This window comes from Acidovorax sp. JG5, assembly GCF_017939685.1.
In the GTDB taxonomy this organism is placed as follows: Bacteria; Pseudomonadota; Gammaproteobacteria; order Burkholderiales; family Burkholderiaceae_C; genus Acidovorax.
In genome coordinates this window covers 249,306-275,451 of the sequence record NZ_JAGKSE010000004.1, presented here as the reverse complement: position 1 = coordinate 275,451, position 26,146 = coordinate 249,306, and the positions used below count along the sequence as shown (strand labels likewise).

Genomic DNA, 26,146 nt, shown 5'->3' with positions numbered 1-26,146 from the left:
GCCGTGGGGCTTTTTTGTAGCTGGTGCTGGTGCCCTTGCTGGTCATTCCATGCCAAACCGACCCCATCAAACCCGCTGCTACAAAAACCATAGTGCAGCATTATTTTCAAAAGCTATCAGGCACATTTGTTGCGGGTTGCATATTCCATGCCATGCGTTTTTGATAGCTTTCATCAATCAAACTGCAATCAAAGACCTGCCGCCCCAGTAATTCGCACCGTGGGGCTTTTGGGTGCTGGCGCATGGCTATCTGGAGGAAACCGCCAGATAAGCGAGCAACGCACCGTAGAACGCAACGGCAAGACCCAATAGCAAGCCGCTGCCCGTGGCTGGTGGCGCAGCGCTGCATCCCCAGGACGCCATGAACCCCCGCCGTGGGGCGTCGCTCACTGGAAACGGTTACCAGTGAGAAGCGCATCCCCAGGACGCCATGAACCCCCGCCGTGGGGCTTTTCTTTTGCCTGGCGCTGGGTGGCTACATGCTGGCTACACGGTGCAAAACCCTGTACCGCTGGCTACATGGTGGCTACATGAGCCGGAACGAAGCCAAAAACAAAAAACCCTGCTACCGGTTTGATAGCAGGGTTTCGTGTGCCCATGCGGGCTAGCTTGGTGGGTCCTGAGTGACTCGAACACTCGACCTACGGATTAAGAGTCCGCTGCTCTACCAACTGAGCTAAGAACCCAAACTTTTTAATCTGTCAGCATTGCTGCTGAGCCTCGAATTATGCACTAATTTTTCTGATGTTGGCAAGGGTGCGTGAAAAATTATTGCATCGCATTGCGGCTGGCCAGCTCCACAAACAGGCCGCTGTGGTCCAGTTGGCCCAGTCCGTGTTCGACGCCATCTTTGTACAGCGCTTCGAAAAGCCTGGTGATGGGGGCATCGAAGCCGATTTCCTGGGCGGTGATCAGGGTGTTGTCCAGATCCTTGAGTTGCACCGCCATGCGGGCTCTGGGTGCAAAGTCGCGGTCCACCATGCGCTGGCCGTGCAGTTGCAGAATCCGGCTGTCGGCAAAGCCGCCACTGATGGCTTCTCGCACTTTTGCCATGTCGGCACCGCCTTTGGCGGCAAAGAGCAGCGCCTCGGCCACCGCGCCAATGGTGATGCCCACAATCATCTGGTTGGCCAGCTTGGCCAGCTGGCCGGCGCCATGAGGGCCTACATGGGTGGCCCGGCCAAAAACGGCGAAGATGGGTTGTGCACGCGCAAAATCTTGCGCCTGACCGCCGGCCATGATGGCCAGTGTGCCGTTTTCTGCGCCAACCGTGCCGCCCGAGACCGGTGCGTCCAGATGGGCCAGCCCTATCTCATCGAGGCGGGCCGCGTGGTCGCGGGCTTCCCGCGGTTGTATCGAGGCCATGTCGATGAACAGGGCGCCCGGCCGCATGGCCTGTGCCGTGCCCAGCTCGAAAAGCACCTGCTCGACCACGGGGCCGCTTTCCAGCAGGCTGATGACGAAGTCGGCGTTTCGGACTGCCTCAGACGGTGCGCCGTGCACCGTGGCGCCCAGGGATGCGAGCGGATCGGCCTTGGCGCGGGTGCGGTTCCAGGCGTGCACCTGGTGGCCTGCCGCGCACAGGCGCCGGGCCATGGGCAGCCCCATCATGCCAATGCCGAGGACGGCAATGCGAAGTGGTGGTGTGGTGGTGGTCATGGGCGCATCCTTGGCAGCTGATATCTTTGCCATCATCATGGTCTTTTTCGCTGCCGCTCCCTGTCAGCGAGCTTGCAGCGTGCCGACCACGGCGGGATGGTGGCACGCACCAAGGACGTGCGCCAAGCCCTTGCCCAGCTGCCGTGGGCCTGACCGCGCACACGCCGACGAACGCGTGGCTTACATCAGCAGGTGTTCTCCCGCGTTGTCGCCACCCAGGATCACATAGTTGACCTTGCGCACATCCATCAGCCGGGTGCCACCGGCATAGCTGATGGAGCTTTGCACGTCCTGCTCCATCTCGACCAGCGTGTCGGCCAGCTTGCCCTTGATGGGCTCCAGGATGCGCTTGCCTTCTACGTGCTTGTATTCGCCCTTGTTGAAGTCGCTGGCCGAGCCGTAATATTCCTTGAACAGCTCGCCATCCACTTCCACGGTCTTGCCGGGCGATTCTTCATGGCCGGCAAACAGCGAGCCGATCATCACCATGCTGGCCCCAAAACGGATGCTCTTGGCGATGTCGCCATGGCTGCGGATGCCGCCGTCGGCAATGATGGGCTTGGTGGCCACGCGGGCACACCACTTGAGCGCGCTGAGCTGCCAGCCTCCAGTGCCAAAGCCCGTCTTGAGCTTGGTGATGCACACCTTGCCCGGGCCCACGCCCACCTTGGTGGCGTCGGCGCCCCAGTTTTCCAGGTCGATGATGGCTTCGGGTGTGGCCACGTTGCCGGCAATCACAAATGACTGGGGCAGGTGCTTTTTGAGGTAGCCGATCATGTTCTTCACGCTGTCGGCGTGGCCGTGCGCGATGTCGATGGTGATGTATTCGGGGGTGAGCCCCAACGCCACGAGCTGGTCCACGGTGTCGTAGTCGGGCTGCTTTACGCCCAGAGAGATCGAGGCGTAGCAGCCTTTGGCGTGCATGTCCTTCACGAACTGGAGGTTGTCCAGGTCGAACCGGTGCATCACGTAAAAGTAGCCGTTTTGCGCCAGCCAGGTGCAGATTTTTTCGTCCACCACCGTTTTCATGTTGGCCGGCACCACCGGGATGCGAAACGAACGGCCGCCCAGTTCCACACTGGCGTCGCATTCCGCGCGGCTTTCCACGCGGCACTTGCGCGGCAGCAAGAGAACGTTGTCGTAGTCGAAGATTTCCATGAGATTCCAAGCTCCATCAAGGGACGCAGCCAAACAATTTTGGCTGCGGTGGGCGCTTGGCCTGGCGACCGGTTGTGTGGGCGGGGCCGTGGTGGCCGCTCCGAACCCTGCTGAGCGCAGGCACAAAAAAACCGGACGTCAAGAAACTTGGGCCCGGTGATTGATTCTACCCGTGCGCCGTATTTCGCGAATGTCCCTACCTGCCGCCGGGCTGCGCCCCGCAATCGGATTGCGCTGCGGCCACAACCCGCCCTTGCGCATCCTGCACCCAGCCCACCACGCGCAGGCGTTCGGCTTGGGCGCCGTCGGGGATGCGCATGGGGCGTGCTTCCATCCAGTGCGTTTGCTCTCTATTAAATAGCTTATTGCGCTTTATCCATGTGCCCTGCAGCATGTTTCTAACCATATTCCGCGCCACGGGAGAGCCCTCGGTGCCTGCAGGCACGGCCTCTACCAGCAGCAGATAAAAGCGCCAGTCGGTGGCCGCTGCGGTGCGCCCCGGCGCTGCCCTTGCCGGCGTGAATGCGATGGCGGTGCCCACATAGTCGTTGAAGGCCATGCCGTGCGCCACGCGCAGCCGCGCAGAGGGCGCGCCTTCCACCGGTGCGGTGAACACATCGGTGCCGGCGGGTGCCTGGCGCCCCAGCGCCTGCAAGCGGTGCAAGGCATCGGTGCTGGCGGCGGCCGACAACGGTGCATCGTCGCCCAGCGCACCCGGCACGATCCAGTCCAGTACCAGTGCGCTGGCCGAGGGCGCCGGCGTGGCGCGGTCGCTCCAGCAGGCTGCGCAGTCGGCGCTGATGAAGCGCTCAAACAGTGCCACGGGGCGGGGTGCGCCGTTGCTGCTGCAACTGGCCTGCGCCGCCAGATAGGGGCTGTGCAGTGCCAGGAGGGCAGTCAGGGTGAAGGCCGTTTTTCTCATGGGTAGGGCGGGGTGCTTTCTACAATGGCTGCATGTTCCCACAAGACCCGTTATCGGGCGCACCACAAGCCCTGGTGCCCCCACACGCCGGTGCGCCCTCGGCTGCATCGCCCCTCCTGGCCAACCTCAACGACGAGCAACTGGCCGCCGTCACGCTGCCCGCAGGCCATGCACTCATCCTGGCGGGCGCTGGCTCGGGCAAGACGCGCGTGCTCACCACCCGCATCGCCTGGCTGCTGCAAAACGGCTACGCCACGCCCGGCGGCATCCTGGCTGTCACATTCACCAACAAGGCCGCCAAGGAAATGGTGGCGCGCCTGTCGGCCATGCTGCCGGTGAACGTGCGCGGCATGTGGATTGGCACCTTCCACGGCCTGTGCAACCGGCTTTTGCGCGCGCACCACAAGGCCGCAGGCCTGGCGCAGTCGTTTCAAATTTTGGATACGCAAGACCAGCTTTCGGCCATCAAGCGCCTGTGCAAGCAGCACAACGTGGACGATGAGCGTTTTCCGCCCAAGCAGCTGGCGTACTTCATCGCCAACTGCAAGGAAGAAGGCCTGCGCCCCGCCAACGTCGAGGCCCACGACAGCGACGCCCGCAAGAAGGTCGAGATCTACCAGCTGTACGAGGAACAATGCCAGCGCGAAGGCGTGGTGGACTTCGGCGAGCTGATGCTGCGCAGCTACGAGCTGCTGCGCGACAACGACCCGATCCGCGAGCACTACCAGCGCCGGTTCCAGCACATCCTGGTCGATGAGTTCCAGGACACCAACAAGCTGCAGTACGCCTGGCTCAAGCAACTGGCGGGCAACGAGGTGGGCGGGCGCTTTGAGGCCCGTTCTGGAGATTGCAGCGTGATTGCCGTGGGCGACGACGACCAGAGCATCTACGCCTTCCGCGGCGCGCGCGTGGGCAACATGACCGACTTTGTGCGCGAGTTTGACGTGCAGCGCCAAATCAAGCTGGAGCAAAACTACCGCAGCTACAGCAACATTCTTGATTCGGCCAACGCCCTCATCAGCCACAACAGCCGCCGCCTGGGCAAAAACCTGCGCACCACGCAGGGCGCGGGCGAGCCCGTGCGCGTGTACGAGGCCAGCTCTGATCTGGCCGAGGCGCAGTGGATGGTCGATGAAATCAAGCAGCTGGTGCGCAACGATGGCTTTGAGCGCAAAGAGATCGCCGTGCTCTACCGCAGCAACGCGCAAAGCCGGGTCATCGAATCGGCGCTGTTCAATGCCAGCGTGCCCTACCGCGTGTACGGCGGCCTGCGGTTTTTTGAGCGCGCAGAAATCAAGCACGCGCTGGCGTATTTGCGTCTCTTGGAGAACCCGCACGACGACACCAGCTTCACCCGCGTCGTCAACTTTCCGCCGCGCGGCATTGGCGCGCGCAGCATCGAGGTGCTGCAGGACGCGGCCCGCGCTGCCGGTTGCTCGCTGCACGACGCGGTGAGCGCCGTGCCCGGCAAGGCGGGTGCCAATCTGGGTGCGTTTGTGGCCATGGTGGACGTGCTGCGCGAGCAGACCCAGGGCCTGAACTTGCGGGGCATCATCGAGCAGATGCTCGAATCCACGGGGCTGGTGGAGCACTTTCGCTCCGAGAAGGAAGGCGCCGACCGCATCGAGAACTTGCAGGAGCTGGTCAACGCCGCCGAGAGCTTTGTCACGCAAGAAGGCTTTGGCCGCGACGCGGTGGCGCTGCCACTGGATGAGCATGGCACGCCGCTCACGCAGAGCGCGGTGAGCCAAGGGATTGATCCTAACGCGCCGGTGCTCGATGAACCTTTGAAGCCCGCCGTGCCCGGCATCGTGGACATCGACACCGGAGAAACCCTCTCGCCCCTGGCCGCCTTCCTGACCCACGCTGCATTGGAGGCGGGCGACAACCAGGCCCAGGCCGGGCAAGACGCCGTGCAGCTGATGACCGTGCACGCCAGCAAGGGCCTGGAGTTTGACGGCGTGTTCATCGGCGGCCTGGAAGAGGGGCTGTTCCCGCACGAAAACGCTGCCAGCGACCGCGATGGCCTGGAGGAAGAACGCCGCCTGATGTACGTGGCCATCACCCGCGCCCGCAAACGCCTGTACCTGAGCCACTCGCAAACGCGCATGCTGCACGGCCAGACGCGCTACAACGTCAAGAGCCGGTTTTTTGACGAGCTGCCCGAACAGGCCCTCAAGTGGATTACGCCCAAGCAGCAGGGCTTTGGCTCGTATGCGCCGAGTTTTGCTACTAAATCAGGAGCTGGTGGCGCATACGGGGCAAGCGCCAGAGGTCAATTTGGCTTCAAATCTGAGACCTTTGCCAGCCCACCCGTGCCGGTGCAGAAGGCTGCGCCCTCGCACGGTTTGCGCGCCGGGATCAACGTGTTCCACACCAAGTTCGGCGAAGGCAAGGTGCTGGCCATCGAAGGCACCGGCGACGATGCGCGCGCGCAGGTCAACTTTCCGCGCCACGGCACCAAGTGGCTGGCGCTGAGCGTGGCCAAACTGACGGTGGTGGAGTGAACGCGCCAGTCGCGCAGAATGAGGCCATCTATGCCTGATAACAACAATTCATCCCCCAAAAAACCGCGCCTTCGCCGTGCCTCGCGCGGCGCGTCGGCGCGCCATCTCGTCAGCCCTGCGCAGTGGGCAGAGAGCGTGGCCATCGGCGCACCGCCCTCGCTGCGCATCTTCGCCATAGCGGGGGGGCAGGCCGCGCTGGCCGTGCTGCTGGCGATTGTGGCCACGCATTTCTCGCCCTGGCCTCAGCTGGTGGGATACGCGTCGCTCGGCGCGCTGGCGGCCTTGTTCGGGCGCTTTGCCACGGTGGAGCGGCGCATGCGCATCGTCGTGATCTGCGCGTTGCTGCTGGCGCTGGGGGTGCTGGTGCCGTCGCTGGCATCGTGGGCGGGCGCGCTGCCGTGGATGATGGTGCTGGCGCTGGCCCTGGTGGCCGGCGCATCCACCGTGGCGGTGTCGTGGTGGAGCCTGGGCGGGCCCGGGGCGGTGATCATTGTGTTTGCAGCGGGCGCTGCATACAACCCCGTGGGCAGTGGCGAGGAGGTGCTGGCCCGTGTGCTGGCCACACTCGCCGGTGGCGTGGTGGCGGTGTTGACTTGCCTGGTGACGGACCGCTGGCGAGCCCCTGAACTCAAAACCCTGCGCTTGCCGCCCCCGCATGTGGCCCCCTGGTCGCGCCAGTGGATTGCGGCGGGGCGCATCACCGCCTGTGCCGCGCTGGCGGCCTGGATTGCCTTCATGCTCGGCTGGCACCACCCGGCATGGGCGGCGATTGGTGCGGTGTCGGTCATGCAGGGCGGGCACCTGCACATCACCATGAACCGCGCGCTGCAGCGCATGGCAGGGACCGTCGTGGGCTCCTTCATCGTCTGGGCCATGCTGGCGCAGCAGCCATCGTTCTGGGTGGTGGTGGCTGCGATTGTGCTGTTCCAGTTTCTGACCGAGGTCATCATTGGCTACAACTACGCGCTCGGCCAGATCACCGTGACGCCCATGGCGCTGCTCATGACCTATCTGGCATCGCCCGCAGTGGCCGCGAGCATGCCGGTCGAGCGCGTGCTGGACACCATGCTGGGCGCGGTGCTGGGCATTGTGTTTGCGGTGGTTTTTTCCAGCGTGGATGACCGCGTGTATCTGCATGAGCACCGTAGCAGGGGCGCGGCTGGGCGCTGAGTGGGGAGGGGTGCCGATTTTCGCGCGATCGTTTCATCGGAGTTGGGGGGTGCCATCAAAGTGCCCCGAAACCGTCATGGCGGTGTCGCAAAGGGTTCTTAGGCTCCAGTGGTTTCGCAACCCACAACCCAAGGAACCCCGATGACACACCGGGTGGATGCGCCCGAGCAGGCGATTGATTTCAACAACGAGAATTCCAACACCTCCGCCAACCCGACGTTTGACGCTGTGCTGGGCGCCCGCCTGTCGCGCCGCGGCCTGCTGCGGGGCAGCGTTGGCACGGTGGGCACTGCCGTGCTGGGCGGCTTTGGCGTGACCGCCTGTGGCGGTAGCGACGACGAGCCTGCCCTTCTGGGCTTCGCAGCCGTGCCCAAGAGCCTGGCTGACACCGTGGTCGTGCCTGCTGGCTACACCGCCAGCGTACTGTTTGCACTGGGCGACCCCCTCGCCGCAGGCGTGGCAGCCTACAAAAACGACGGCACCGATGGTGACTTCGACAAGCGTGCAGGCGACCACCACGACGGCATGGAATGGTTTGGCCTGGGTGCCGACGGCAAGCGCAACGACAGCGCCACCGATCGCGGTCTGCTGGCCATCAACCACGAAGCCACCACGGACGAAAAGCTGTCTTCTTTCTTTCTGCACGCCAATGGCGGCACCTCGACCCTGCCACGCCCCGCCTCGGAAGTGGACAAGGAAACCGCCATCCACGGCATTGCAGTGATCGAAGTGGCCAAGACGGCTGGCAAGTGGGGCTATGCGCCCAACTCGGCGCTGAATTTCCGCCTGACCGCCCTGAGCGATATCGAGATTGCAGGCCCCGCCCGCGGCCATGCGCAACTCATCACCAAGTATTCGACCGATGGCACCAAGACCCGCGGCACGCTGAATAACTGTGGCACGGGCAAGACGCCCTGGGGCACGTTCCTGACCGGCGAAGAAAACTGGTTTGGCTACTTCACCCGCGGTGCAGCCGACGATGCAGCGCGCAACAACGACAAGAGCGTCACGTCGCTCAAGCGCTATGGCCGCAACCAGGGTGCGACTTCGCGCCACGGCTGGGAAACTGGAGGCACCGACGACAGGTTCCAGCGCTGGAACAACAGCAAGACCGGCACTTCGGCCAATGGCAGCGACGACTACCGCAACGAGATGAACGGCATGGGTTACATCGTCGAAATCGACGCCTATGACAAGACCCGCACGGCCAAGAAGCGCACGGCCCTCGGCCGTTTTGCGCACGAGAGCGCAGCATTCGGCAAGGTGGAAGCCGGCAAGCCTCTCTCTATCTATATGGGTGACGATTCGCGCGGCGAATACATCTACAAGTTTGTGTCCACCGCGCTGTGGAGCGCTGCCGACGCCAACGCCACCGACCGCATGGCTGTGGGCGACAAGTTCCTGGACAGCGGCAAGCTCTACGCTGCCAAGTTCAACGCCGACGGCACCGGCACCTGGGTGGAGCTCTCGCTGACCAACACAGCGATTTCGGGCTACACCACCTACAGCTTTGCCGACGCTGCCGACATTGCCATCAACACCCGCCTGGCAGCCGACGCTGTGGGCGCCACCAAGATGGATCGCCCCGAGTGGAATGCCGTGAACCCCGCCAATGGCGAGATCTACTTCACGCTGACCAACAACAGCAACCGCAGCGTCAACCCCACCGGCAGCCAATACCTGCCGGATGCCGCCAACCCACGCGCCTACACCGACATGAAGGGCACCAGCGCACAAGCTGGCAACCCCAACGGCCACCTGGTGCGCCTGAAGGAAGGTTCTTCCGTCTCTGGCTTCAGCTGGGACGTGTACCTGTTCGGCGCTGAAGCCGGTGCCGACAAGGCCCTGGTCAATATCTCGGCACTGACCGCAGACCAAGACTTCTCCAGCCCCGATGGTCTGGTGTTCAGCAAGGCCACCGGCATCTGCTGGATTCAGACCGACGATGGCGCGTACACCGATGTCTCCAACTGCATGATGTTGGCCGCTGTGCCCGGCCAGGTGGGCGACGGTGCCAAGAAGACGCTGAGCTACACCAAGGCCGATGGCAGCAAGCTTGACATCGTCACGCCCGTGGGCAAGGCCGCCACGCCTGACACGCTCAAGCGCTTCCTGGTCGGCCCCAAGGGCAGCGAAATCACCGGTCTGGCTGAAACACCGGATGGCAAGGCCATCTTCGTGAACATTCAGCACCCGGGCGAAGGCACCGCCATGGCCAACATTGGTGATGCCACCAAGTACCAGAGCCAGTGGCCAGCCAACGCCGGTTACGGCGCCGGCAAGCGCCCTCGTTCGGCCACCATCGTCATCACCAAGAACGACGGCGGCAAGATCGGTACCTGACCGGTTGCGTCTTCTTCCCCCGCCGGCCCGCCGGCCTGGGGTTGCCAGATGGCTGGCAACTCTGGGCCGGTGGGCTTTTTGTTTTTTGGGGCTGCCCTTTACAAGGTCCGGTTGGAGCAGCCGGGCGTGTGCGGTCGTGCGGGCGCGGCTGAAGTGCGGCCAGGGGCTGGCCCAAAAGGAGGGGTGACCGGATGCGTGGCCGACTACGCGACGGTTGTGGGCCCTTTTTCTAGCCGCCCATGGACAGTTTGCCCTGTGGATGAGCCAGTGCAGGTTGTCTGCACAAGCATCTTCCGCCTGCGGCCTGCCTTACCGGGCGTGCGTTACACCCTGCCGTCTGTCCCCGGTGTGGAACCGGACGGGTGGCTATCCAATGCCTGCGGCTGGGGCTTCTCAGGTCGCTCAAAACAATCACGGAACGTGAAAACCACCGACGTGAAGAACATGGCCGCCATCATCATGGCTGCGCCCACCATGATGCCGCCCACCACTGAGGTAAGTCCTCCCATGGCCAGCAGGCCCGCCACCAGGCTGATCACCAGGCCGCCCAGCAGAAACACGCCCATCCAGGCCAGCCCATAGACCGTGAAGGCACCGAAGTTGCGCAGGCAGGCCACGATGCTGAAGAACAGGCTTTTCACCGGCGGCACACCGTGCCAGTGCACCAGGCCGGGTGCATGCCAGAACAGCAACGACAGGGGCAGGTAGAGCACCATGGCAAGCCACATGGCACCCTGGAAGGCGGGCGTTTCGGCCATCTCGCGGGTGAGCGGGGCGCCGCCCAGGTACACCTGCGCGAACTGGCCCCCGTCGATCAGGGCCGACAGGCCCATCACCGCGAGAAAACCCGCCGCATACAGCGCGCCCAGCACCAGCATGTCGCGCAGGCGCTGGCGCCCGGTGCGAAAGGCCACCAGCAGCACGGCCGGCGTGGGAAAGCGGCCCTGCACGGCCTCGGCGGCGGCCACCATCATGGCCAGCGTGGCTGAGGGCAGCAGGGCCAGCGCCACGGCGGGGCCCACCAGCGGAATCATGGTGGCCAGCGACATGGCCGCCATGGCCATGAAAAACAGCGCTGCCAGTGCCATGGGTTGCCGCCAGAACGCCCGGATGCCAAGCTTGACCCAGGCCAGGCCGGTGCGTGCGGGGACGATGTGGAGTTTCATGGGGTGGCTTTGACAATCAGAAAAGGGCGCCGGCCCATGGGTGGCGCGGCAGCACGGGTGAATTTAACCCAGTGCCCCAGGGCGGCGGTGTGAAAGACCTCAGGCGTGCACTGGGTGGGCAATGCGGCCGCGCAGAACGCGTTCGAAATGCGCAGGATCGTGCGGGACGAGCATGGAGGCCTCGCGGGGCAGGTAAAAATCCCACAGCCGCGATATCCAGAACCGCAGGGCGCCGGCCCGCAGCATGGCGGGCAGCAGTTCGCGCTCTGCCGCGGTCAGTGGGCGTTCGGCCTGGTAGGCGTTCAGCATGCTGGCGGCGCGGGGGGCGTCGTGGGTGCCTTGCGCCAAGTCGATGCACCAGTCGTTCAGGCACACGGCCAGGTCGAACAGCCAGGTGTCCACGCCCGCAAAATAAAAGTCGAAGCAGCCGGTGAGTTCGTCGCCGTCAAACATCACGTTGTCGCGGAACAGGTCGGCATGCACCGGGCCGCGCGGCAGCGCCGCATAGGCCGACGATGCGGCCACATGGTTCTGGTAGGCCAGTTCGGCGCGCAGCAACGCGGCCTGTTCGGGGCCAATGTGGGGCAGCACCACGGGCACGGTTTCGTTCCACCAGGGCAGACCGCGCAGGTTGGGCTGGCGCCGGTCAAAATCGCGCCCCGCCTGGTGCATGCGCGCCAGCATGGTGCCCACGGCCGCGCAGTGCACGGGCTGCGGCGCCAGCTGGCTTTTGCCGCGCAGCTTGTTGACCACAGCGGCGGGCTTGCCGCACACGGTGTGCAGGATGTCGCCGTTTGCGTCGGGCCGGGGGTCGGGCACCGGCATGCCGCCGTGGGCCAGGTGCTTCATCAGGTACAGGTAGAACGGCAGTTGCTCGGCGGTGAGGCGCTCGAACAGCGTGAGCACGAATTCGCCCTGGTCGCTGGTGAGAAAGTAGTTGGTGTTCTCGATGCCGCCCTCAATGCCGCGCAGCGCCACCAGGTCACCCAGTTGCAAACGGCGCAGCAGTTCGCGCGCCTCATTCGTCGAGACTTCGGTAAAAACGGCCATCGCTCAGCGCAAATACGGGTAAGGAAAAAGGAAAGGGCTGCCGCCAGCGCGGTGTCAGAACTTGATCACGTTCCACACGCGCGGGGCGGTGTTGGTTTCGGCGCCGCTGCGGCTGCCGGCCCGGCTGCGGGCACCGTCGGGCGACTGCACTTCGTATTCGGGCAGGTCGCCCGTCTTGGGTTGCACGGTGATGCTCTGCGTCTGGCCGCCCACGCGCAGCTCGTCAACGCGGCTGCCCTCGTCTTCCACGCGGATGCGCTCGGCGCGCTGGTTTTTGCGGCCGTCCAGTTGCTCTGCATTTGGGAGCTGCTCGCGCTTGTCCGTATTGCCTTGCGGGGCATTTTGAGGGGTGGTCTGGGCCAGCAGGGGGCTGGCAGCCAGGCCCAGCAGCAAAAAGAGGTGAACAGCGCGCATGGCGCCATTGTAGGCGGCGTGTGCTTGCAAAGCAGCAGCGGCTTCGTGTGCACAATCGCCGCATGAGTGACAAAAAGACCCTGCTGCTGGTGGATGGCTCCAGCTACCTGTACCGCGCCTTCCATGCCATGCCCGACCTGCGCGCTGTGCCCGGCGACCCGGCCAGCCCCGCCACGGGCGCCATCCGCGGCATGATCAACATGATGCAGGCGCTGCGCAAAGAGGTGCATGCCGACTACGCCGCCTGCGTGTTCGACGCCAAGGGCCCCACCTTCCGCGACGAGATCTATCCTGAATACAAACAGCACCGCAGCCCCATGCCCGACGACCTGCGCGCGCAGATCCCGCCCATCCACGAGGTGGTGCGCCTGCTGGGCTGGCCGGTGCTGGACGTGCCCGGCGTCGAGGCCGACGACGTGATCGGCACGCTGGCCGTGACGGCGGCGCGCCAGGGCATCGAGGTCATCGTGAGCAGCGGCGACAAGGACTTGGCGCAGCTGGTGGACGAGCACATCACCATCATCGACACCATGAACGGCAAGCGCCGCGACCTGGCTGGCGTGCAGGCCGAGTTCGGCGTGCCCGCGCGCCTGATGGTGGATTTTCAGACCCTGGTGGGCGACCAGGTGGACAACGTGCCCGGCGTGGAAAAGGTGGGCCCCAAGACGGCCGCCAAGTGGCTGCAGGAATATGGCTCGCTCGACGCCGTGGTGGCCAGCGCCGACAAGATCAAGGGCGTGGCCGGCGAGAACCTGCGCAAGGCGCTGGCCTGGCTGCCCACGGGCCGCCAGCTGCTCACCATCAAGACCGATTGCGACCTGGACAGCTATGTGCCGGGCTTTCCTGCTATTGAATCAATAGCTATAGGCGCAGAGAATACGGGGGCTTTAAGCGATTTTTACCAAAAATACGGCTTCAAGGGCCTGGCGCGCGCGCTGGGCGATGCAGCGTCACCCGCCGCCGCGCCCGCGCCCGCAGTGGCCATGCCGGGCCAGAGCGGCGATTTGTTCGCCGACCACTCCGCCAGCCCCGTGGCCAAGGCCGCGCAGCACCGCCCGGTGGTGTACGACACCATCCTGAACTGGACCGACTTTGACCACTGGCTGCAGCGCCTGCTGAAAGCCGAGCTGGTGGCGCTGGACACCGAAACCACCTCGCTGGATGAGATGCGCGCCGAAATCGTCGGTATCAGTTTCAGCGTGCAGCCCGGCGAGGCGGCCTACATCCCGCTGGCCCACGCCGGGCCGGATGCCCCCGCGCAGCTGCCGCGCGATGAAGTGCTGGCCCGCCTGGCGCCCTGGCTGCAAGACGCCAAGCGCCCCAAGCTGGGTCAGCACATCAAGTACGACCGCCATGTGTTCGCCAACCACGGCATCGAGGTGCGCGGCTATGTGCACGACACCATGCTGCAAAGCTATGTGCTCGAAGTGCACAAACCGCACAACCTCACCAGCCTGGCCGAGCGCCACACGGGCCGCAAGGGCATCAGCTACGAAGACCTGTGCGGCAAGGGCGCGCACCAGATCCCGTTTGCCCAGGTGCCGGTGGACAAGGCGGCGGCCTATTCGTGTGAAGACTCGGACCAGACGCTCGATGTGCACAACGCGCTGTGGCCGCTGCTGCAGGCCGATGACAAGCTGCGTTTCATCTACGAACTGGAAATCGCCAGCAGCGAGGCACTGTTCCGCATCGAGCGCAACGGCGTGCTGATCGACGCGCCCACGCTGGCCGCGCAAAGCCACGAGCTGGGCCAGCGCATCGTGCAGCTCGAAACCGATGCGTATGCGATTGCCGGCCAGCCCTTCAACCTGAGCAGCCCCAAGCAGCTGGGCGAAATTTTCTTCGACAAGCTGGGCATGCCCGTGGTCAAGAAGACCGCCACCGGCGCGCGCAGCACCGACGAAGAGGTGCTCGAAAAGCTCGCCGAAGACTACCCGCTGCCCGCCAAGCTGCTGGAGCACCGGTCCTTAAGCAAGCTCAAGGGCACCTACACCGACAAGCTGGCGCAGCTGGCGCTGCCGCGCACCGGGCGCGTGCACACGCACTACGCGCAGGCCGTGGCCGTGACGGGGCGGCTGTCGAGCAACGACCCCAATCTGCAGAACATCCCCATCCGCACGGCCGAGGGCCGGCGCATTCGCGAGGCCTTCGTGGCGCCCGCCGGCTGCGTGATCGCCAGCGCCGACTACAGCCAGATCGAGCTGCGCATCATGGCCCATTTGAGTGGCGACCATGCGTTGCTGCACGCCTTCCACGCCGGCCTGGACGTGCACCGCGCCACCGCCGCCGAGGTGTTTGGCGTGGCCGTGGACCAGGTGACCAGCGAGCAGCGCCGCTACGCCAAGGTCATCAACTTTGGCCTGATCTACGGCATGAGCAGTTTCGGCCTGGCCAAGAACCTGGGCATCGAGACCAAGGCCGCCGCCGCCTACATCGACCGCTACTTTCAGCGCTACCCCGGCGTCAAGCAATACATGGACGAAACCAAGGCCCAGGCCAAGGCGCGCGGCTATGTCGAAACCGTGTTTGGCCGCCGCCTGTACCTGCCCGAAATCAACTCGCCCAACGGCCCGCGCCGCGCCGGTGCCGAGCGCGCCGCCATCAACGCGCCCATGCAGGGCACGGCGGCCGACCTCATCAAGTTGGCCATGGTGGCCGTGCAAAAAGAACTCGATGCGCACCAACCCGCCATCCAAATCATCATGCAGGTGCACGACGAACTGGTGTTTGAGCTGCCCGAGGGCGACGTGGACTGGCTCAAGAGCCACATCCCGCGCCTGATGGCCGAGGTGGCAGCGCTCAAGGTGCCGCTGCTGGCCGAGGTGGGCGTGGGGCCGAACTGGGACAAGGCGCATTGATGGATATGAAGCCCCCCTGAGCCGCTTCGCGTCTTCCTCCCAGGGGGACGCCCCCAGCGCGGCGGCGCTGGCCTGGGAATCGCCCATGGCATGCGCGGCGGCAGGCATGATGGTCCGATCACGGCGTAGGCTTGGGGGTCAGATCACGATTTCGCGCAGCGAAACTCGTGCTCTGACCCCCAAACCGGAACCAGGGGCGCAGCCTTGTCAGAGCACGGGTCGGCCACCATGGCGACATCCGGTAAAGTTTTAAGTGTTTTTAGCCTCTAGCGCATACGCAACAAGCGCTACCAGCTATCAAATCAGAAGCGAATGAACCCATCTCCACCCACTTTGCACCCGTCCACTTGGACCCCCGCCATCCGCATGGGCCTGTCGATTTCCGTCGCCACCGGCCTCTACGGCATCTCCTTTGGCGCCCTGGCCGTGGCCGCCGGCCTCACCGTGTGGCAGGCCATGGCGCTGAGCCTGCTCATGTTCACGGGCGGCTCGCAGTTCGCCTTCATCGGCGTCATCGCGGGCGGCGGCGCGGGCTCGGCTGCGTTGGGTGCGGCGGCGCTTCTGGGCGTGCGCAACGCGGTGTACGGCATGCAGCTGAACGGCATGATCGCCCCCACCGGCTGGCGCAAGGCCGTGGCCGCGCAGCTCACTATCGACGAATCCGCCGCCACCGCCGCAGGCCAGCAGGCGCCGGATGAGCAGCGGCGCGGCTTCTGGACGGCGGGCGTCGGCGTGTTCGTGCTCTGGAACCTGTTCACCTTGCTCGGCGCCGTGCTGGGTGATGCCCTGGGCGACCCGCGCCGCTGGGGCCTGGACGGCGCCGCCGTGGCGGCCTTCCTGGCCCTGCTGTGGCCGCGCCTGAAACAGCGCGAACCCGTGGCGCTGGCCGTGGTCTGCGGCGTGGTCACTGCCCTGGCCGTGCCGCTGCTGCCGCCCGGCTTGCCCATTTTGCTGGCCGCCGTGGTCGGCGCCACCTGGGGCTGGTGGAGCCGGAGCACCGGCGCCGATGCGCCCCCGCAGGCGCCGTCCGCAGCCACCACAACGGAGGCCCCATGACGCTCTGGTCCGCCATCCTGCTGGCCTGCGCCGCCACCTACCTCACCAAACTCGCGGGCTACGCCGTGCCCGCCCGCTGGCTGCAAAACCCCCGCATGGCCCGCGTGGCCGGCGCCATCACCGTGGCGCTGCTGTCGGCGCTGACGGTGATGAACACCTTTGCCGCAGGCACCGCCCTGGTCATCGATGCGCGCCTTGCCGCGTTGGCCGTGGCGGCGCTGGCCTTGTGGCTGCGGCTGCCGTTCTTGCTGGTGGTGCTGCTGGGGGCGGCAGCAGCGGGGCTGGTGCGGTGGTGGGGGTGACTGGTTACTGGGCTGCTGTCGGCCAAGAGCAGTCGGTGGCGGCCAGTGAATGCAGACGATTAATGTTTGAGTTCACGGGCGAGCCGCCGATAGGCGGAGCGTGTCCTGCAACGAAAGGTTAGGGGCGGCCACGGATAACCAGTTGAGATAACTCCACAACTGAAAGCATGGGTGTTGAACGGTGGATGATTCGGTGGCAGTTCGAGCACAAGATGGCCAAAGCATCAAGCGTGGCGGTGACCGACTCCGTTGCTGCCGACAGCGGCACCAAATGATGAACCTCACAGAAGCCAGCTCCGAGGACGCCGTAGTGAGCGAAGAAATCGAAGCCGCATACTTCGCAGCACAAGCGCCCTTTGGCGTTGAGGATTGCAGCCTTCTTTGCTTCGACAATTGCCTGATTTCGTTCGCGGCGTAGATGAGATACAAGGTGCGCAGCACCTTCAGTCCCGGCAGCGGGAAGATCAATATCGGGAAGTACGGGAGGGGAAAGAGGATTGTCTTCGGCCTCAAGCGTTGAAAGGGCTTGAACAACTATCCCGTCGTCGTTGACGCGATTGAAGCCCAAGCTGAAGTTGCTTTGAGATTGCGGGCAAAGCAAATTCCGGCCCGCGTCAGTACACTCGTTCAGCACCCTGCCACACAGCCCGTGGCCAACCGATTTGCCTGAAGGAGCCCCCACATGACCGATTCATCCCCCTACACCCCGCCCGCCATCTGGCAATGGAACAAGGAGAGCGGCGGCAAGTTCGCCAGCATCAACCGCCCCATCGCGGGCGCCACGCACGACAAGGAGCTGCCCGTCGGCCGCCACCCGCTGCAGCTGTATTCGCTGGCCACGCCCAACGGCGTCAAGGTCACGGTCATGCTGGAAGAGCTGCTGGCCCTGGGCCACAGCGGCGCCGAGTACGACGCCTGGCTGATTCCCATCAACGAGGGTGCGCAGTTCAGCAGCGGTTTCGTTGCCGTCAACCCCAATTCCAAGATTCCGGCGCTGATGGACCGCAGCGGTGCCGAGCCGGTGCGTGTGTTCGAGTCCGGCGCCATCCTGCTGTACCTGGCCGAGAAGTTTGGTGCTTTTGTCCCCACCGATCCCGCCCGGCGGGCCGAGTGCCTGTCGTGGCTGTTCTGGCAGATGGGCAGCGCGCCGTTTCTGGGCGGCGGGTTCGGGCACTTCTACGCCTATGCGCCCGAGAAGTACGAATACCCGATCAACCGGTATGCGATGGAGTCCAAGCGCCAGATGGATGTGCTCAACCAGCGCCTGGCCGCGCACGAGTATCTGGCGGGCAGCGAATACACCGTGGCCGACATGGCGGCCTGGCCGTGGTATGGCGCGCTGGCCAAGGGCCAGCTGTACGAGGCGGGTGAGTTTTTGCAGGTGCATGAATACACCCATGTGGTGCGCTGGGCCGACCAGATCGCGCAGCGCCCGGCCGTGCAGCGCGGTCGCAAGGTCAACCGCACCTGGGGCGAGCCCGCCAGCCAGCTGCACGAGCGGCACGAAGCGAGCGACTTCGATACCAAGACGCAAGACAAGCTGAGCCCAGGCTCTTGACCCTTCCTCGCCACCAAGGACTTTGCAATGATCACTTTGTACGATTGCGCCACGGCGCCCAGCCCGCGCCGCGCCCGCATCCTGCTGGCCGAAAAGGGCATCGCCCACGACACCGTGCCGGTGGACCTGCGCAGCGGCGAGCAGCTGGGCGAGGCCTATCGGCGTATCAACCCGCAGTGCACGGTGCCTGCGCTGCGCACCGAAGAAGGTTTGTTGTTGACCGACAACGCGGCGATCATTGCTTATCTCGAAGCGCGTTATCCGCAACCTGCGCTGCTGGGCGAGACGCCCGAACAAAAGGCCGAGATCGCCAGCTGGAACTGGCGCGTGGAGTTTGAAGGCCTGCTGGCGATTGCCGAGGCGCTGCGCAACAGCGCGCCCGCCATGGCCAACCGGGCGCTGCCGGGCGCGGTGGACTACCCGCAAATCCCCGCGCTGGCCGAGCGCGGGCTGGCACGCATCGGGCAGTTTTTTGCGCTGCTGAACGAGCGCCTGGCGGGCCGCGACTTCATTGCCGCCGATCGCTTCAGCGTGGCCGACATCACGGCCGTGGTGGCGGTGGACTTTGCGCGCGTGGTCAAGCAAAAGCCGGGCGAGCAGCACCCGCATTTGCTGCGCTGGCGCGCGGCCATGGCGGCCCGGCCGTCAATGTCTTTGTAATCTCTGCATGAGCGCGGCCAAAACCTTGCTGATCGTTTACCACTCGCTCACGGGTGGCACGCGGCAGATGGCCGAGGCCGCGCGCATGGGTGCCGCAGCCGAAACGGGTTGTGTGGTGCGCCTGCTGCACGCCGCACAGGCTGGGCCGCAGGACGTGCTGGCGGCGGATGGCTATGTGTTTGCCACGCCTGAGAATCTGGCGGCGATGAGCGGGCAGCTCAAGGACTTTTTTGATCGCAGCTACTACGGGGTGCTCGATCAGGTCAACGGCCGCCCCTACGCCAGCCTGGTTTGCGCGGGCAGCGATGGCAGCAACGCGGCGCGGCAGATCGCGCGCATTGCCACCGGCTGGCGCCTCAAGGCGGTGGCCGAGCCGCTGATCGTGTGCACCCACGCCCAGACGCCCGAGGCCATTTTGGCGCCCAAGCACATTGGCGATGCAGACCTTGCGCGCTGCAGGGCGCTGGGCGAGGCGCTGGCGGCGGGGCTGGTGCTGGGGGTGTTTTAGATTGCTATTTTATTGATAGCTGATAGCGCTTATCCAGTAAGCGCTAGAGGCCTTTTTGTCGACCATGCTTGCACACCGGTGGCGCTGGGCTATGCCCGTGCAGGGAGGGAAGGGCGGAGGACACGCCCTAAACTGCAGCCTCGATTGACTTGAACCCTCGTTACCACAGGAGATGCGCCATGCTCAATGAAGATGCCCGTTCCGATGTCAACGCCTTGCTCCCCGGTCGCGCTACCGAGGCGGGAACCACCCGCCGCACCGCTTTGCAGGCGGCCATCGGCCTTGGCTATGCGGCAGCGGCGGCGCCGCTGATGGCGCAAACGGCCATTGCCACCCCGGCCGATGGGCTGGATGCGGGCGAGGTTAGCTTTACGGTGGGCGGCTTCCAGGTGCCTGCCTACCGCGCCGCGCCCGCGGGCAAGACGGGCCTGCCGGTGGTGCTGGTAATCCAGGAAATCTTTGGCGTGCACGAATACATCGCAGACACCTGCCGGCGCTTTGCCAAGGCCGGCTATCTGGCCATTGCGCCGCAGCTTTATGCGCGCCAGGGCGACCCGGCCGCCTACACCGAAGTGGGCAAGCTCATGGCCGAGGTGGTGGCCAAGGTGCCCGATGCGCAGGTGATGGCCGACCTCGATGGCGCCGTGCAATGGGCCGGGGCCAACGGCGGCGACCTGGCCCGGGTGGGCATTACGGGCTTTTGCTGGGGCGGGCGCATCACCTGGCTTTATGCCGCGCACGGCTCGGTGAAGGCCGGCGTGGCCTGGTATGGCCGCCTGGTGGGGCAGGCCAGCGAACTCACGCCCAAGCACCCGGTGGAGCTGGCGCCCATCCTCAAGGCCCCCGTGCTGGGTCTTTATGGCGAAAAAGACACCGGCATCCCCCTTGACACGATTGATAAGATGAAATCTGCCTTGGCCAGCGGAACGGCCGCCGCCAAGGCTTCGCAGTTCGTGGTGTACCCCGACGCGCCGCACGCTTTTCATGCCGACTACCGCGCCAGCTACCGCAAGGAAGCGGCGGAAGACGGCTGGAAGCGTGCGCTGGCCTGGTTCAAGGCCCACGGCGTGGTCTGAAACGGCCTTACCCTTTGCACCAGCCGCCCCGGCCGCAGCGGGGGCGGCTTCGTTTTTTGGGGACGCGTGCACCGCATTTTTGGTCAAAACATGCCCCTGGGCATATATAACAAGCGCATATAGCTATGACTTTGGTAGCAATTATTTTGGCCACCCTGGCGGCGGGCATCGGCAGCGTATGGCTGGCAGCGCTGCTGATGGGCGCGGGGCTCAAAGGCGGCGGCAGCAGTGTGGGGCCGCAGCGCCTGCTCAGCCTGGCGGCCGGTGCCCTGCTGGCCACGGCCTTCATGCACTTGCTGCCCGAAGCGTTCGAGAGCCCTGTGGACGGCCACGATCTGTTCACCACGCTGCTGGTGGGCCTGGTGTTTTTCTTTCTGCTCGACAAGGCCGAGCTGTGGCACCACGGCCACGAGCACAGCCATGAGGCGCCGCCCGCAACCGGGCATGGCGAGACGGGGCATGACCATGCACAGGAGGTGCTGCACGGGCGTGCGCACGCACATGCAGATGGGCACGAACACGAGCACCGCCACGCCCACGCCCACCACCATGGTCCCAAGACGGCAGGGGGCTGGGCGGTGCTCACCGGCGACAGCGTGCATTGCTTTGGCGACGGCATCCTGATTGCCTCGGCCTTCGTGGCGGATATGCGGTTGGGCGTGATTGCCGCGGTTTCCGTGCTGGCCCACGAGGTGCCCCACCACATGGGCGACCTGGTGGTGCTGCGCCAGGCGAGCCCGAACCGGCGCATGGCGCTGGTCAAGGTCTCGCTGGCCGGAGCTGTGACGGCACTGGGCGGGCTGGTGGGGTATTTCCTGGTCGGACAGTTGCACGACTGGCTGCCGTATTTTCTGGTCGTGGCGTCCAGCAGCTTTGTCTATGTGGCCCTGGCCGATTTGATTCCGCAGCTGCAAAAACGCCTGTCGGCACGCGAAACACTGGCCCAGATTGTCTGGCTGCTGGTGGGTATGGGCCTCGTGATGCTGGTGAGCGGCGCGGCGCATTTGCACTGAGATCGTGAACGCGTTCTGAGGGCATTGCGATACCCGGTTTGCGCTTCGCCGGTCAGCCCGCCAGCTCCTCGCGCACCGCCGCCACCTGCCGGCGCGACACCATCAGCAGCTCGGTCAGCCCCTGAAGGCGCACGGCCCAGCCTTCACCTTCGTCGGGGTCGTAGTGTTTTTCCAGCGCACGCACGGCGCGGCGCGCTACCAGCGCGTTGCGGTGGATGCGCAGGTAGCGCGGGGCGAACTTGGCCTCCAGCTCGCTCAAGGAGCCATCCATGATGTAGCTGCGCGTGATGGTGCGCACGGTCACATATTTCAGCTCGGCCTTGAAATACAGCACCTCGGCCAGCGGCAGGCGCTCGGTGCGGCCGCGGTCCTGGATCAGCAGGGTTTCGCCGTCGGCGGCGCTGGCGGCACTGTGGCTGCCGGGGGCGACGGCGGGTGCGCCCCGCCGGTGGCTGCGCTGGGCCTTGGTCAGGGCCTGCAGCAGGCGTTCGCGCCGCACGGGCTTGGTGAGGTAGTCCACGGCGTCGAGTTCGAAGGCGCTCACGGCGTGGTCGGCGTGGGCGGTCACAAACACCACGGCGGGGGGGTGCGGCAGCGCTTGCACGGCATGGGCCAGGCTCAGGCCGTCCTGGCCGGGCATGTGGATGTCCAGCAGCAGCAGGTCGAATGCGCGCCCGCCTGTGGGGCTGAGTTGCGCCAGGGCTTCGCCCGTGTTGGCGGCTTCGGCCACGGTGGTGCGCACGGTGTCCTGGCAATCACCCAGCAGGGTGCGCAGTCGGCTGCGGGCCAGGGCTTCGTCGTCAACGATGAGGATGTTCATGGCTTGGAGCGGCGCGGGGTTCTGGATGCGTGCGCTGGAGCGGCAGGCTTTGGCTTGGTGGGGACCGGCAGGGTGATGCGCACCTGGTACAGGCCATCCTGCACGCCCGCGCTGAACTCGCCTTGCACATCATGCAGCAGCGCCAGACGGGCGCGCACGTTGTCCAGCGCAATGCCGTGGCCGCGCGGCATGCCGTGGGTGCGGGTGTTGGTGTCGGGCAGGGTGTTGGTGATGCGCACCACCACGCGGCTGCCGCGCAGCTCGGTCAGCACGCGCAGCTTGCCGCCGCGCGCGCTGGGCTCCACGCCGTGCTTGACGGCGTTTTCCACCAGCGGTTGCAGCAGCAGCGGGGGCAGGTGGGCGTTGTCGGTGCGCGGGTCCAGGCTCCACTGCACCTGCAGGCGCTGGCCAAAGCGCACCTCTTCAATCGCCAGGTAGCGCTGCGCGAGCGTGATCTCTTCGGCCAGCGTGACCGATTCGCCCTGCTCCACCAGCGCATGGCGAAACAGATCGCTCAGGTCTTCGAGCAGCGATTCGGCCTTGGCCGGCTCTGCGCGCACCAGCGCAATGGCGCTGTTGAGCGTGTTGAACAGAAAGTGCGGGCGGATGCGCGACTGCAGCTCGGCCAGGCGCGCCGTGGTGGCCGCCGGGGTGCGCCCGCGTGCGCGCATTACCAGCGCGGCCACCAGCGCTGCCGATAGCAGCGCGCCGCTGGCCGCGCTGGCCAGCCAGGGCGCTTGTTCTGCCACGCCCACCAGGGCCAGCATGGCGCATGCATACAGCCCCGCCAGGGTGCCCAGCAGCACGCCCGCCACAAACTGGCCGTTGGTGCCCAGGCGCTGCAACACGGTCTTGAAGCTGCAGGCGGCAATCAGCCAGACCAGCGTGGCGGGCAGGGCGCCACCTGTCAGCAGCGACACGCGTGCCAGCCACTCCAGCGGCGTGCTGGCGCCATACAGCGCGCCAACGCCCAGCACGATTTCCACAAACAGCACGGCGCGCAGCACCACGCCCACATGGCAGGCATCGAACACCAGCGCACGCTGCACTTTGCCAAGCAGGCGCGGCTTTGCGGGCGCCGTTTCCAGCTCCAGGGGCTGGGTCGATAAAATTTGCTTGTTTTGCATTGAGGCATCCGGCTGTTCCGGGTGTCAGTTCCACCCGATTATTGCCCTGCCATGCCCACCAGCCAAGCCACGACCCCTTCCCACAACCAGCTCGACACCAAGGCGCAGGCATGGTCCGCCCTGTTTTCCGAGCCCATGAGCGATCTGGTCAAGCGCTACACCTCCAGCGTGTTTTTTGACAAGCGCCTGTGGCAGGCCGACATCGCGGGCAGCCTGGCGCACGCCGAGATGCTGGCCGCCCAGGGCATCATCAGTGCCGACGACCACGCATCCATCCAGCGCGGCATGGCGCAGATCAAAGAGGAGATCGAATCCGGCGCCTTCGAGTGGAAGCTCGATCTGGAAGACGTGCACCTGAACATCGAGGCGCGCCTGACCCAGCTGGTGGGTGACGCCGGCAAGCGCCTGCACACCGGCCGCAGCCGCAACGACCAGGTGGCCACCGACGTGCGCCTGTGGCTGCGCGGCGAGATTGATTTGATCGGCGACCTGCTTAAAGAGCTGCAGGTGTCGCTGGTCGATGTGGCCGCGCAGAACGTCGAGGTGATCCTGCCCGGCTTCACCCACCTGCAGGTGGCGCAGCCGGTGAGCTTCGGTCACCACATGCTGGCCTATGTGGAAATGTTCGCGCGCGATGCCGAGCGCATGCAGGATGTGCGCCGCCGCGTCAACGTGCTGCCGCTGGGCTCGGCGGCCCTCGCCGGCACTACCTACCCGCTGGACCGCGAGCGCGTGGCCAAGACGCTGGGCATGGTGGATGCGAACGGGTTCCCCGTGGTCTGCCAGAACAGCCTGGACGCCGTGAGCGACCGCGACTTCGCCATCGAGTTCACCGCCGCCGCCAGCCTGTGCATGGTGCACGTGAGCCGCCTGTCGGAAGAACTCATCATCTGGATGAGCCAGAACTTCGGCTTCATCAAGATTGCCGACCGCTTCACCACCGGCTCGTCCATCATGCCGCAGAAGAAAAACCCCGACGTGCCTGAACTGGCACGCGGCAAGACCGGCCGCGTGGTCGGCCACCTGATGGGGCTGATCACGCTGATGAAGGGCCAGCCCCTGGCCTACAACAAGGACAACCAGGAAGACAAGGAGCCGCTGTTCGACACGGTGGACACGCTCAAGGACACGCTGCGCATCTTTGCCGAAATGGTGGGCGGCCAGCGCAACCCCGCCACGGGCCAAAAAGAAGGCGGCATCACCGTCAACGCGCCCGCGATGGAGCAGGCCGCACTGCGCGGCTACGCCACCGCCACCGACCTGGCCGACTACCTCGTCAAGAAGGGCCTGCCGTTTCGCGATGCGCATGAAACCGTGGCCCACGCCGTGAAGGCGGCCACCACGCACGCCTGTGACTTGTCGGAGCTGCCGCTGGCCGTGCTGCAAGGCTTTCACCCGCAGATCGAAAAAGACGTGTACGAAGCCTTGAGCCTGCGCGGATCGCTCAACGCGCGCAACACCCTGGGCGGCACCGCGCCGGCGCAGGTGCGCGCGCAGATCGCCCGCCACCAGGCGCGTCTGGCGGCATGATCAATTTTTCGAATGAAATGAGGCTCTGGCGCTTATTGGTATTGCGCAAGCTGCTCTTTATTAGATAGCGTTTGAGTGTGCTTGACGCAGCGCGTGGCAGCCTTGCGTTACCGGTTGGCAGCCTTCGGGCCGGCATTTTTTCGCGTTGTCCGCCCGGTTTTCCTCCTGAGGAGTTGGATATGTCTTTGCGTCGCACCGTTGTCTCACGCGTCTCACGCGCCCTGGCTGCCCTGGCGGCGGGCCTGGCCCTGTCCACGGCCATGGCACAGTCGGCCAAGCCCCTGCGCATTCTGGTGGGCTTTCCGCCGGGCGGCGGCACCGACGCCATTGCGCGCACGCTGTCCGAGGGCCTCAAGGACGCCCTGGGGATGCCGGTGGTGGTGGACAACCGGCCCGGCGCCGGCGGGCAGATTGCCGCGCAGGTGCTCAAGGCCTCGCCTGCCGACGGCACCACGGTGTTCCTCACACACGACCACACCATCTCCATCCTGCCGCTGGTGGTGAGGAACCCCGGCTACCAGCCCGACCGTGACTTCGTGCCCGTGGGCGGCTTTGCCACCTTTGTGAATGCCTTTGCCGTGTCGGGCGGCACCCCCGCCAACACCTTTGGTGAATATGTGCAGTGGGTGCGCACCCAGGGCGGTGGCAAGGGCGCCGTGGGCATTCCGGCGCCGGCGTCCACGCCGGAGTTTCTGGTCAAGCTGGTGGGTGAGAAATTCCAGCTCGACCTGGTGTCGGCACCTTACCGCGGTGCCGCGCCCATGATGGCCGACATGCTGGGCAACCAGATCGGCGCGGGCGTGGGCTCGGTGCAGGACTTCATGGAAAACCACAAGGCCGGCAAGCTGCGCGTGGTGGCGGTGCTGGGCACCAAGCGCCAGGCGGCCATGCCCCAGGTGCCTACGTTCGACGAACTGGGCCTCAAGGGCTTTGCCGACCTGCCGTATTACGGCTTTTATGCCCCGGCCGGCACGCCGCAGCCATTCATCCAGCAGTTCGCGGCGGCGCTGGCCAAGGTGGTTGCCAAACCCGAGGTGCACGACCATCTCACCGCCATGGGCCTCACGGTGGGCTTCATGACGCCGCAGCAACTGGGTGCGCGCGAACATGCCTACACCGAAACCTGGCGCCGCATCATCAAGACCAACGGGTTTGTGCCGCAGTAAGCCCCACGGGGCGAGGGCGCCGCTGTGGCGGAAATCCGACGCAAAAATGGCTGTCGACGCTTGGTTTCTTTCAGTGATTGATG

22 protein-coding genes and 1 tRNA gene are annotated in these 26,146 nt (G+C 65.4%); 13 read left to right on the top strand and 10 right to left on the bottom strand.

What is annotated here, in order from left to right; genetic code table 11:
• Window positions 1-610: 610 nt before the first annotated feature.
• The 4 genes from J8G26_RS07125 to J8G26_RS07110 all read right to left on the bottom strand — a co-directional run bounded on the left by J8G26_RS07125 (window position 611) and on the right by J8G26_RS07110 (window position 3,739).
• A tRNA-Lys gene (locus tag J8G26_RS07125) sits at window positions 611-686 on the bottom strand.
• An 82-nt stretch (window positions 687-768) separates the two neighbouring features.
• The gene (locus tag J8G26_RS07120) at window positions 769-1,692 is read right to left on the bottom strand and encodes an NAD(P)-dependent oxidoreductase (protein ID WP_349238309.1); all 924 of its coding nucleotides are present in this window, start codon (window positions 1,690-1,692) and stop codon (window positions 769-771) included.
• 147 nt (window positions 1,693-1,839) lie between these two features.
• On the bottom strand, window positions 1,840-2,817 hold the full coding sequence (locus tag J8G26_RS07115; protein ID WP_087744238.1) for a GMP reductase: 978 nt from the start codon (window positions 2,815-2,817) through the stop codon (window positions 1,840-1,842).
• 196 nt (window positions 2,818-3,013) lie between these two features.
• Window positions 3,014-3,739, bottom strand: a complete 726-nt coding sequence (locus J8G26_RS07110) for a hypothetical protein (protein WP_087744239.1) — start codon at window positions 3,737-3,739, stop codon at window positions 3,014-3,016.
• 32 nt (window positions 3,740-3,771) lie between these two features.
• On the opposite strand from J8G26_RS07110, the gene J8G26_RS07105 reads away from it, so the two are divergent.
• From J8G26_RS07105 to J8G26_RS07095, 3 genes are all read left to right on the top strand, one after another.
• Window positions 3,772-6,246 (top strand): UvrD-helicase domain-containing protein, encoded by a 2,475-nt coding sequence (locus tag J8G26_RS07105; RefSeq protein WP_210568404.1) that lies wholly within the window; start codon window positions 3,772-3,774, stop codon window positions 6,244-6,246.
• Window positions 6,247-6,276: 30 nt separating this feature from the next.
• Window positions 6,277-7,416, top strand: coding sequence for an FUSC family protein (locus J8G26_RS07100; RefSeq protein ID WP_210568403.1), 1,140 nt, complete (start codon window positions 6,277-6,279; stop codon window positions 7,414-7,416).
• A gap of 141 nt (window positions 7,417-7,557) precedes the next feature.
• Window positions 7,558-9,759 (top strand): PhoX family phosphatase, encoded by a 2,202-nt coding sequence (locus J8G26_RS07095; RefSeq protein WP_210568402.1) that lies wholly within the window; start codon window positions 7,558-7,560, stop codon window positions 9,757-9,759.
• A 323-nt stretch (window positions 9,760-10,082) separates the two neighbouring features.
• Here the strand turns inward: J8G26_RS07095 and J8G26_RS07090 are convergent, their stop codons facing one another.
• The 3 genes from J8G26_RS07090 to J8G26_RS07080 form a co-directional block, all read right to left on the bottom strand.
• Window positions 10,083-10,925 carry a BPSS1780 family membrane protein gene (locus tag J8G26_RS07090; RefSeq protein WP_210568401.1) on the bottom strand — a complete coding sequence of 281 codons (843 nt, stop codon included), beginning with the start codon at window positions 10,923-10,925 and terminating at the stop codon, window positions 10,083-10,085.
• Between the two features lie 99 nt (window positions 10,926-11,024).
• Window positions 11,025-11,975, bottom strand: a complete 951-nt coding sequence (locus J8G26_RS07085; protein WP_210568400.1) for a homoserine kinase — start codon at window positions 11,973-11,975, stop codon at window positions 11,025-11,027.
• 54 nt (window positions 11,976-12,029) lie between these two features.
• On the bottom strand, window positions 12,030-12,389 hold the full coding sequence (locus J8G26_RS07080) for a hypothetical protein (RefSeq protein ID WP_210568399.1): 360 nt from the start codon (window positions 12,387-12,389) through the stop codon (window positions 12,030-12,032).
• A 62-nt stretch (window positions 12,390-12,451) separates the two neighbouring features.
• On the opposite strand from J8G26_RS07080, the gene polA reads away from it, so the two are divergent.
• From polA to J8G26_RS07065, 3 genes are all read left to right on the top strand, one after another.
• Window positions 12,452-15,247, top strand: a complete 2,796-nt coding sequence (gene polA / locus J8G26_RS07075; protein ID WP_210568398.1) for a DNA polymerase I — start codon at window positions 12,452-12,454, stop codon at window positions 15,245-15,247.
• Between the two features lie 312 nt (window positions 15,248-15,559).
• Entirely contained in the window at window positions 15,560-16,303 is a 744-nt protein-coding gene (locus J8G26_RS07070) for an AzlC family ABC transporter permease (RefSeq protein WP_210568397.1), read from the top strand.
• A complete protein-coding gene (locus J8G26_RS07065; RefSeq protein WP_210568396.1) occupies window positions 16,300-16,605 on the top strand; it encodes an AzlD domain-containing protein in 306 nt (101 codons plus the stop codon). The genes J8G26_RS07070 and J8G26_RS07065 overlap by 4 nt, the downstream gene beginning before the upstream one ends.
• A gap of 118 nt (window positions 16,606-16,723) precedes the next feature.
• On the opposite strand, the gene J8G26_RS07060 is transcribed toward J8G26_RS07065, so the two are convergent.
• A complete protein-coding gene (locus tag J8G26_RS07060; protein WP_232476489.1) occupies window positions 16,724-17,173 on the bottom strand; it encodes an HNH endonuclease in 450 nt (149 codons plus the stop codon).
• 114 nt (window positions 17,174-17,287) lie between these two features.
• Here J8G26_RS07060 and yghU point away from each other — a divergent pair, with 114 nt between their 5' ends.
• From yghU to J8G26_RS07035, 5 genes are all read left to right on the top strand, one after another.
• On the top strand, window positions 17,288-18,163 hold the full coding sequence (yghU, locus tag J8G26_RS07055) for a glutathione-dependent disulfide-bond oxidoreductase (RefSeq protein ID WP_210568395.1): 876 nt from the start codon (window positions 17,288-17,290) through the stop codon (window positions 18,161-18,163).
• Window positions 18,164-18,190: 27 nt separating this feature from the next.
• Complete coding sequence (locus J8G26_RS07050) at window positions 18,191-18,823, top strand: glutathione S-transferase (RefSeq protein ID WP_210568394.1); 633 nt, start codon at window positions 18,191-18,193, stop codon at window positions 18,821-18,823.
• A 7-nt stretch (window positions 18,824-18,830) separates the two neighbouring features.
• On the top strand, window positions 18,831-19,331 hold the full coding sequence (locus J8G26_RS07045; RefSeq protein ID WP_210568393.1) for an NAD(P)H-dependent oxidoreductase: 501 nt from the start codon (window positions 18,831-18,833) through the stop codon (window positions 19,329-19,331).
• A gap of 179 nt (window positions 19,332-19,510) precedes the next feature.
• Window positions 19,511-20,407 carry a dienelactone hydrolase family protein gene (locus tag J8G26_RS07040; RefSeq protein ID WP_210568392.1) on the top strand — a complete coding sequence of 299 codons (897 nt, stop codon included), beginning with the start codon at window positions 19,511-19,513 and terminating at the stop codon, window positions 20,405-20,407.
• Between the two features lie 125 nt (window positions 20,408-20,532).
• Window positions 20,533-21,420 carry a ZIP family metal transporter gene (locus tag J8G26_RS07035; protein WP_210568391.1) on the top strand — a complete coding sequence of 296 codons (888 nt, stop codon included), beginning with the start codon at window positions 20,533-20,535 and terminating at the stop codon, window positions 21,418-21,420.
• A 52-nt stretch (window positions 21,421-21,472) separates the two neighbouring features.
• Here J8G26_RS07035 and J8G26_RS07030 read toward each other — a convergent pair whose 3' ends face one another.
• Window positions 21,473-22,240: a LytTR family DNA-binding domain-containing protein gene (locus J8G26_RS07030; RefSeq protein ID WP_210568390.1), complete on the bottom strand. Its 768-nt coding sequence runs from the start codon at window positions 22,238-22,240 to the stop codon at window positions 21,473-21,475.
• The gene (locus tag J8G26_RS07025) at window positions 22,237-23,367 is read right to left on the bottom strand and encodes a histidine kinase (protein ID WP_210568389.1); all 1,131 of its coding nucleotides are present in this window, start codon (window positions 23,365-23,367) and stop codon (window positions 22,237-22,239) included. The genes J8G26_RS07030 and J8G26_RS07025 overlap by 4 nt, the downstream gene beginning before the upstream one ends.
• A 51-nt stretch (window positions 23,368-23,418) precedes the next feature.
• Between J8G26_RS07025 and argH the strand changes: the two genes are divergently transcribed.
• Both argH and J8G26_RS07015 read left to right on the top strand, forming a co-directional pair.
• Window positions 23,419-24,897 carry an argininosuccinate lyase gene (argH, locus tag J8G26_RS07020; RefSeq protein ID WP_210568388.1) on the top strand — a complete coding sequence of 493 codons (1,479 nt, stop codon included), beginning with the start codon at window positions 23,419-23,421 and terminating at the stop codon, window positions 24,895-24,897.
• A 179-nt stretch (window positions 24,898-25,076) separates the two neighbouring features.
• Entirely contained in the window at window positions 25,077-26,063 is a 987-nt protein-coding gene (locus J8G26_RS07015) for a Bug family tripartite tricarboxylate transporter substrate binding protein (protein WP_210568387.1), read from the top strand.
• Window positions 26,064-26,146: the final 83 nt, after the last annotated feature.

Bases quoted from the DNA above. Each gene is read 5' to 3' on its own strand.
- J8G26_RS07120 (WP_349238309.1), bottom strand. From the start codon at position 1,692: ATGGCAAAGATATCAGCTGCCAAGGATGCGCCCATGACCACCACCACA.
- J8G26_RS07115 (WP_087744238.1), bottom strand. From the start codon at position 2,817: ATGGAAATCTTCGACTACGACAACGTTCTCTTGCTGCCGCGCAAGTGC.
- J8G26_RS07110 (WP_087744239.1), bottom strand. From the start codon at position 3,739: ATGAGAAAAACGGCCTTCACCCTGACTGCCCTCCTGGCACTGCACAGC.
- J8G26_RS07105 (WP_210568404.1), top strand. From the start codon at position 3,772: ATGTTCCCACAAGACCCGTTATCGGGCGCACCACAAGCCCTGGTGCCC.
- J8G26_RS07100 (WP_210568403.1), top strand. From the start codon at position 6,277: ATGCCTGATAACAACAATTCATCCCCCAAAAAACCGCGCCTTCGCCGT.
- J8G26_RS07095 (WP_210568402.1), top strand. From the start codon at position 7,558: ATGACACACCGGGTGGATGCGCCCGAGCAGGCGATTGATTTCAACAAC.
- J8G26_RS07090 (WP_210568401.1), bottom strand. From the start codon at position 10,925: ATGAAACTCCACATCGTCCCCGCACGCACCGGCCTGGCCTGGGTCAAG.
- J8G26_RS07085 (WP_210568400.1), bottom strand. From the start codon at position 11,975: ATGGCCGTTTTTACCGAAGTCTCGACGAATGAGGCGCGCGAACTGCTG.
- J8G26_RS07080 (WP_210568399.1), bottom strand. From the start codon at position 12,389: ATGCGCGCTGTTCACCTCTTTTTGCTGCTGGGCCTGGCTGCCAGCCCC.
- polA (WP_210568398.1), top strand. From the start codon at position 12,452: ATGAGTGACAAAAAGACCCTGCTGCTGGTGGATGGCTCCAGCTACCTG.
- J8G26_RS07070 (WP_210568397.1), top strand. From the start codon at position 15,560: ATGAACCCATCTCCACCCACTTTGCACCCGTCCACTTGGACCCCCGCC.
- J8G26_RS07065 (WP_210568396.1), top strand. From the start codon at position 16,300: ATGACGCTCTGGTCCGCCATCCTGCTGGCCTGCGCCGCCACCTACCTC.
- yghU (WP_210568395.1), top strand. From the start codon at position 17,288: ATGACCGATTCATCCCCCTACACCCCGCCCGCCATCTGGCAATGGAAC.
- J8G26_RS07050 (WP_210568394.1), top strand. From the start codon at position 18,191: ATGATCACTTTGTACGATTGCGCCACGGCGCCCAGCCCGCGCCGCGCC.
- J8G26_RS07045 (WP_210568393.1), top strand. From the start codon at position 18,831: ATGAGCGCGGCCAAAACCTTGCTGATCGTTTACCACTCGCTCACGGGT.
- J8G26_RS07040 (WP_210568392.1), top strand. From the start codon at position 19,511: ATGCTCAATGAAGATGCCCGTTCCGATGTCAACGCCTTGCTCCCCGGT.
- J8G26_RS07035 (WP_210568391.1), top strand. From the start codon at position 20,533: ATGACTTTGGTAGCAATTATTTTGGCCACCCTGGCGGCGGGCATCGGC.
- J8G26_RS07030 (WP_210568390.1), bottom strand. From the start codon at position 22,240: ATGAACATCCTCATCGTTGACGACGAAGCCCTGGCCCGCAGCCGACTG.
- J8G26_RS07025 (WP_210568389.1), bottom strand. From the start codon at position 23,367: ATGCAAAACAAGCAAATTTTATCGACCCAGCCCCTGGAGCTGGAAACG.
- argH (WP_210568388.1), top strand. From the start codon at position 23,419: ATGCCCACCAGCCAAGCCACGACCCCTTCCCACAACCAGCTCGACACC.
- J8G26_RS07015 (WP_210568387.1), top strand. From the start codon at position 25,077: ATGTCTTTGCGTCGCACCGTTGTCTCACGCGTCTCACGCGCCCTGGCT.